The sequence below is a fragment of the Sulfobacillus sp. TH-112 genome, from assembly GCF_057473405.1.
Map to the genome: position 1 here is coordinate 1 of NZ_JBYCKN010000184.1, position 5,062 is coordinate 5,062.

At 53.8% G+C, this 5,062-nt stretch carries 4 protein-coding genes; all 4 read left to right on the forward strand.

What is annotated here, in order from left to right; all coding sequences use genetic code 11:
• Positions 1–321: 321 nt before the first annotated feature.
• Complete coding sequence (locus ACOJWD_RS13535; RefSeq protein WP_486993770.1) at positions 322–1,140, forward strand: coenzyme F420-0:L-glutamate ligase; 819 nt, start codon at positions 322–324, stop codon at positions 1,138–1,140.
• A 126-nt stretch (positions 1,141–1,266) separates the two neighbouring features.
• The gene (locus ACOJWD_RS13540) at positions 1,267–2,331 is read left to right on the forward strand and encodes a Glu/Leu/Phe/Val family dehydrogenase (RefSeq protein ID WP_486993771.1); all 1,065 of its coding nucleotides are present in this window, start codon (positions 1,267–1,269) and stop codon (positions 2,329–2,331) included.
• A gap of 71 nt (positions 2,332–2,402) precedes the next feature.
• Complete coding sequence (locus tag ACOJWD_RS13545; protein ID WP_486993772.1) at positions 2,403–4,043, forward strand: acyl-CoA mutase large subunit family protein; 1,641 nt, start codon at positions 2,403–2,405, stop codon at positions 4,041–4,043.
• A gap of 119 nt (positions 4,044–4,162) precedes the next feature.
• The gene (locus tag ACOJWD_RS13550) at positions 4,163–4,954 is read left to right on the forward strand and encodes an SDR family NAD(P)-dependent oxidoreductase (protein ID WP_486993773.1); all 792 of its coding nucleotides are present in this window, start codon (positions 4,163–4,165) and stop codon (positions 4,952–4,954) included.
• The last annotated feature ends 108 nt before the right edge of the window (positions 4,955–5,062 follow it).

Sequence of the window (5,062 nt, forward strand, 5' to 3'; positions counted from 1 at the left end):
AACACCCCTCCTAACCTATTCCCGATATACTACCAGATTGAGTGTTGGTATCGTCGTATTCCGGCCCGAATGTGCATTAGGAGACCTCAAACCCAGGCGGCATTCCCACCATATTTTGCACAAAACAGGCCAACTTCGTCGGGATGAAGCAGAAGGCCATCCAACCGTAGATTGTAAATAGCCTTTTTATTTTATAGAGGCATATGGTAATCCTGGCAAATCCTCCTCTATTGGGGACATTCCCTTCTCTCGGGACCGCGGAATAGTGTGCAAGAGTCAACAAGGAAAACCTTGAGACAACTCTACATTAGGGGAGAGATCATGGTGGATAACCGGAAATCGGAGGGAGATCTGGGTCGTTGGATTGAAAAGCCGGTGCGCAGCAGTGCGGGATATCGCTACCGACGCTATGTGGTGCGCACCCATGTCATTCAACCGGGAGAGCACTTGGTGAAGACGCTCGCGCCGTATTTGGAGGGCCGGGTGAATCCGGAAGACATTGTGGTGCTGGGCGAAAAAATTGTGGCGATTAGCGAGGGCCGGGCGGTACTCATCAGCACTATCAAGCCCCGCTTTTTAGCACGCTATCTGGCCAAACGGGTGCGACCGTTGGGATATGGAATAGGCCTAAGAAGGCCTGAAACGATGGAAATGGCATTTCGTGAGGCTGGGGTGCTGAAAATGCTGATCGCCGCCATCGCAGGAGCGAAAGGCAGACTATTTCATCAACGAGGCAATTTCTATCGATTGGCGGGACGCAGGGTGGCCGCCATCGATGGCCCTGGGCCGACCACCATTGCTCCCTATAACCGCTACATTATTCTCGCGCCAGAGCACCCAGAATCGGTGGTGCTGTCGATGCAGCGCCGCTTTGGATGTCAAGTTGCGGTGGTGGACGTTAACGATGTTGGCAGTGAAGTACTAATAACTTCAGATTCCCGCAACCACGCTGCCGTTCAAACGCTCATGGCGGATAATCCGATGGGTCAAGGAAGGCAGGCAACTCCGGTGGCGATCTTGCGTCCTGAAGGGCAGCGCGATGATAGCTTAATTTGGCCGATAGGCTGTCCAAATCCGGAATCAGGATGGGTGATGCCACTTGGTGGTCACGGGGATGGGGCGATGGAGATTTTGTCCTAGACGGTTTGCCGCGACGCGATGTTATCACTGCCGTCAGTTGCTTTATAATAGGGGAAGCATGGACGACGTGGTGGTCGTTATACTTCCCTAAAGGCGGTGACGGAGCGACCTGAGGGTCGACAAACTATGGAAATATTTGATGAGATGCAACGCAGAGGTCACGAGCAGGTGATTTTCAATTATGACCGGGTTTCCGGGCTCAAGGCAATTATCGCCATTCATGACACCACTTTAGGACCCGCGTTAGGCGGTTGCCGGATGCTCCCCTATGCCAGTGAAGACGCCGCGTTACACGATGTGTTGCGGTTGTCAGAAGGCATGACCTACAAATCGGCAGCCGCTGGACTGGATTTCGGGGGCGGGAAGACCGTGATATTGGGTGATCCTGCAACAAATAAATCCGAAGCTTTGTTTCGAGCATTAGGCCGATTTATTGGTACGCTCCATGGGCGGTACCGTACTGGCGAAGATGTGGGCACCGGGGAAGAGGATTTCGTTCAGTCGCTTCGGGAGACCCCCTACTTGGTCGGATTGCCGGTGGCTTACGGGGGATCGGGCGATACGGGAGATAATACCGCCTTGGGGGTTATTCAAGCCATACGGGCGGGATTGATGCAACGCTTTGGCAGCGATTCCTTGAAAGGGCGGCGGATTGCGATTCAAGGACTCGGCAAAGTGGGATATCATGTGGCACGACGCGCTGTCGAAGGTGGTGCTCAGGTCATTGCGGCTGACATCAATCCGCATGTGGTGGGGCGAGTCTCTTCTCAGTTGGGCATTGAACCGACCGACCCCTGGGCCGTCTTAGAAACGGAATGCGACGTGTTTTCTCCGTGTGCGCTGGGCAGTGTGATTAACGAAGACACCCTTGATCACTTGGCTTGCCAAATCGTGGCTGGATCAGCCAACAACCAGTTGGAAGATGACTCTTACGGAACAAAATTGATGCAAAAAGGCATTCTTTATGCCCCCGATTTTATTGCCAGTGCCGGGGGATTAATTCAAGTCGCAGATGAAATCCAAGGCTACAATGCAGAACGCGTCCATCACCAAATTGAAGCTATTTACGATACCTTGTTGCGAGTGTTTCAAGAAGCGGAAGAACGGCAAGTGTCGACCACGAGAGTCGCTCTAGAGCATGTAAAGGAGCGCCTTAGCATTATTCACGGCATTGGGCGCATTCATGCCTAAGGGTCGGATTCATCGACAAGCCTGCATCAGAGGATCTAGTGTGGTAGTTTAAGAGAAAAGGAGGACGCACTATGGCTATCGATTATCGCTCGTCCAGTCCTGGAGTTTCCGAACAAGCCAACCCCTACCAGGGACAACGGCAATATCGCACCCTGTCAGGAATCCCGATAAAACCATTGTACACCGAGGAGGATGCGCCTAATCGAGACGTGATCGGGACACCGGGTCATTTTCCCTATACCCGCGGCATTCATGAGACCATGTATCGTGGGCGTCTATGGACCATGCGTCAATTTGCAGGATTTGGAAGTGCGCGTGAGACCAATCGTCGCTTTCGGTACCTACTCGATCATGGACAAACTGGGCTCTCGGTGGCATTTGACATGCCCACCTTGATGGGATTTGATTCGGACGATGCCCGGAGCCTCGGGGAAGTTGGACGGGAAGGCGTGGCGATAGACACCATCGCTGATATGGAGCAACTGTTCCAGGATATTCCCTTAGGCGAGGTCTCAACCTCTATGACCATAAACGGGCCTGCGCCAATTATTTGGGCGATGTATCTCGTGGCTGCCGAACGGCAGGGGGTCTCTTGGGATCAATTGCGGGGGACCTTGCAAGCCGACATTCTGAAAGAATATATTGCCCAAAAGGAGTGGATTTTCCCTCCGCGTGAGTCGATGCGGGTGATTGTCGATATGGTGGCGTATGCCACCCAACATGTACCGCAGTGGAATTCGATTAGCATCAGCGGGTATCACATCCGTGAAGCCGGTTCGACAGCCGCTCAAGAGTTGGCATTCACCTTGGCCAATGGCTTTTCTTATGTAGAAGCGGCCATGGCGGCTGGTCTCGACGTGGATGCTTTCGCCCCACGACTCTCGTTCTTCTTTAACTCTCATATCGACTTCTTTGAAGAAATTGCGAAATTTCGTGCCGCGCGGCGGATTTGGGCCCGTCATCTTAAAGAGAAATACGGCGCGAAGAACCCGAAATCATGGATGATGCGCTTCCACACGCAGACCGCAGGCTGTTCCTTGACCGCGCAGCAGCCTGAAAACAATATTGTTCGAACGGCTTTTGAAGGACTGGCGGCGGTGTTAGGCGGCACGCAGTCGTTGCACACCAATTCCATGGATGAAGTGTTGTCGCTGCCAACCGAAAAGGCTGTGAAGATTGCACTGCGGACCCAACAAATTATGGCCTATGAAACAGGCGTGACGAATACTGTCGATCCGTTGGCGGGTTCCTACTTTGTCGAGACGCTTACGGATGAAATGGAGCGTCAGGCCGAGGAGTATTTTGCGCGTATAGACGAGATGGGCGGCGTCCTAAACGGGATTGAAAATGGGTTTTTTCAACGCGAAATTGCCGAGGCCTCCTATCGATATCAAAAGGAATTGGAAGAGCGGCAGCAAATCATGGTGGGAGTGAACGCCTTTGTGGAAGAGGATGAAGAAAAGCTGCCCATTTTGAAGATTGATCCCGAGGTGGAAGAGGAACAAACGCGATTATTGCAACGATGGCGGCAAGGACGGGATAATGGTGCCGTAGAAACCCAGTTGAAAGTGTTGCAGGCACAATGCCGAGAGCCCGAGGCACCCTTGATGGAAGCCATCGTGGACTGTGTCCGGGTCGGTGCGACCAAAGGTGAAATTGCCTTGGCCATGAAAGAAGTATTTGGCACCTGGCGCGAACGGCCGGTATTTTAAGCAAGCTCGCATGCTGTGACGGAACTGAGACGCCGCTAGCCTATAGGGTCCAAGCGGCGTCAACATCGTCATGAAGCCTCTCAGATCCCCATATGGTGCATAAGATGGGAGGGGCAAATATGGACACTAAATGGAACGAAATGCGCGTGTTGGTTTCGGGGGGAACCCGCGGGATCGGGCGCGCGGTCGCCGAAGGTTTAGTCCGTCGAGGTGCTCAGGTGGCGATTGTGGGTACCGATATGAGTCGGGCGACGCGGGTCGCTCAGGAACTGAACGAACGTGGGCCGGGGACCGCCTGCGGATTAGGAATGGTCATCGATGGTTATGAGAGAACGGGAGAGACCTTGATCGAGGCATCGTTGCAGAGACTGGGCGGGATTACGGCACTCGTCAATGCTGCAGGCGGCGCCACGGTGGCGCATGCCCTCGAGTTACCATGGGAGGCCTGGCAGAGTGATTTTGCTATCAAATTTTGGGGATACTTTTCGCTCATTCGCGCAGCCGTTCCTGAAATGCCTTCAGGGGGAGTGATTGTGAATATCCTCGGAGTGGCGGGCAAGGATCCTAATCCGCGACTGGCAGCAGCTACCGCCATTAATGGCGCATGGCGTGGATTGACAAAAATTCTGGCGGATGACCTGGCGCCCTTGGGTGTTCGTGTGGTCGCTGTGAATCCTGGGGCGACCGAAACCGACTTATTGATTCAAATGGCCCAAAGGTACGCCGACATCAATCATACGTCGGCGGCAGAGGCTCTGGAGAGCATGCGGCACAATGCGCCCTTGGGTCGCTTACCGACGGCGGGCGATGTCGCCGAAACCGTCATGTTTTTGCTCTCTAATGAGAGCGCGCGATTGATTACCGGAACCAGTATTGATGTGGACGGCGGCGCCCATCGCGGGCCTGCTTAGAGCAAGGAGGGGGCATCTTTGCCGACGTTTTGGACTAACCTCTCGGTGATGGGAACGGATGCGTCCGTGATTGTCACAGCCGATGATGCCAATGGGACAATTGTTGCG

What these genes read in the sequence shown, in the direction of transcription:
- ACOJWD_RS13535 (WP_486993770.1), top strand. Translation starts at nt 322, where the DNA reads ATGGTGGATAACCGGAAATCGGAGGGAGATCTGGGTCGTTGGATTGAA.
- ACOJWD_RS13540 (WP_486993771.1), top strand. Translation starts at nt 1,267, where the DNA reads ATGGAAATATTTGATGAGATGCAACGCAGAGGTCACGAGCAGGTGATT.
- ACOJWD_RS13545 (WP_486993772.1), top strand. Translation starts at nt 2,403, where the DNA reads ATGGCTATCGATTATCGCTCGTCCAGTCCTGGAGTTTCCGAACAAGCC.
- ACOJWD_RS13550 (WP_486993773.1), top strand. Translation starts at nt 4,163, where the DNA reads ATGGACACTAAATGGAACGAAATGCGCGTGTTGGTTTCGGGGGGAACC.